The organism is Streptomyces sp. NPDC002784 (assembly GCF_053592135.1).
The window spans coordinates 1-1,535 of sequence record NZ_JBSFVD010000171.1 but is presented as its reverse complement, the minus strand read 5'-3'; the positions used below and the strand labels follow the sequence as shown (position 1 = coordinate 1,535).

The following is a 1,535-nucleotide window of genomic DNA, read 5'->3' as shown; positions in this document are numbered from 1 at the left end:
ATGACGGGGAAGTGGAAGGCCATGTGGCACTCGTCGCCGCCGCTGCGGTAGTCGCCGAAGTAGTCGACGACGTCCTCCGGCCACTGGTTGGCCTCCGCCAGCAGCACCGTGTCCGGGTACATCGCGTCGATCTCGCGGCGGACGCGCTTGAGGAAGTGGTGCGTGGCGGGGAGGTTCTCGCAGTTGGTGCCCTCCTCGGCATACAGATACGGCACCGCGTCGAGCCGGAAGCCGTCGATGCCGAGGTCGAGCCAGAACCGCAGGGCGCCCAGGATCTCCTCCTGCACGGCCGGGTTCTCGTAGTTGAGGTCCGGCTGGTGGGAGAAGAACCGGTGGAAGAAGTACTGCTCCCGCACGGGGTCGAAGGTCCAGTTGGAGGCCTCGGTGTCGACGAAGATGATCCGCGCGTCGGCGTACTGCTTGTCGTCGTCGGCCCACATGTAGTAGTCGCCGTAGGGGCCGTCGGGGTCCTTCCTGGACTCCTGGAACCACGGGTGCTGGTCGCTGGTGTGGTTCATGACGAAGTCGATGATGACCCGCATGCCGCGCTGGTGAGCGGCGTCGACGAACTCCACGAAATCGGCGAGGTCGCCGAACTCGGGCAGCACGGCGGTGTAGTCGGAGACGTCGTAGCCGCCGTCCCTGAGCGGGGACTTGAAGAACGGGGGCAGCCACAGGCAGTCCACGCCGAGCCACTGGAGGTAGTCCAGCTTGGCGGTCAGGCCCTTGAGGTCGCCGACACCGTCGCCGTTGCTGTCCTGGAAGGAACGGACCAGCACCTCGTAGAAGACGGCGCTCTTGAACCAGTCGGGATGCCGGTCCTTGGCCGGGGTGTCCTCGAACGTGTCATGGACGGGCTCGTTGACGGTCATGACGCGGTAGACCTTCCGTTCTGCGGCGAGGCGGGCGAGGCCTGGACGTGAAGTACGTGCGCGGGTGCCCTGCCGGGCTCAAGGCGCACATAGTTGGTCCTGCCCCATTGGTAGGTCTCACCCGTCAGTTCGTCGTGCACGGACAGGGTTTCGTCCCGGTCGCGGCCGAGTTGCGGCATGTCCAACGAGACCGTGGCCTCCTGGGTGTGGTGCGGATCGAGATTGACGACCACCAGCACCGTGTCCTGGCCCGCGCGCTTGCTGTAGGCGAGGACGGCGTCGTTGTCGGTGTGGTGGAAGCGGAGGTTCCTGAGCTGGTGCAGCGCGGGGTGCTCGCGCCGGACGGTGTTGAGCCGGGTGATGAGTGGAGCGATGGTGTCCGCGGTGTCCCAGTCACGTGGACGCAACTGGTACTTCTCCGAGTCCAGGTACTCTTCGCTGCCCTCGCGCAGCGGGGTGTTCTCGCACAGTTCGTAGCCGCTGTAGATGCCCCAGGTCGGCGAGAGGGTGGCGGCGAGGACGGCGCGCAGTTCGAAGGCGGGCCGGCCGCCGTGCTGGAGGAAGGCATGCAGGATGTCGGGGGTGTTGGCGAAGAAGTTCGGCCGCATGTAGGAGGCCGCCTCACCCGACAGCTCGGTGAGGTACTCCGTCAGTTCCTGCTTG

At 66.2% G+C, this 1,535-nt stretch carries 2 protein-coding genes; both read right to left on the bottom strand.

Annotated features, from left to right (window positions below; all coding sequences use genetic code 11):
• Window positions 1-872, bottom strand: an 872-nt coding sequence (locus tag ACWD1Z_RS37565) for an alpha-amylase family glycosyl hydrolase (protein ID WP_451125416.1), incomplete at its 3' end; no start/stop codon positions are given.
• Window positions 869-1,535 (bottom strand): alpha-glucosidase C-terminal domain-containing protein (locus ACWD1Z_RS37560; protein WP_451125414.1); only part of this gene is annotated, 667 nt, incomplete at its 5' end. The genes ACWD1Z_RS37560 and ACWD1Z_RS37565, both read right to left, overlap by 4 nt.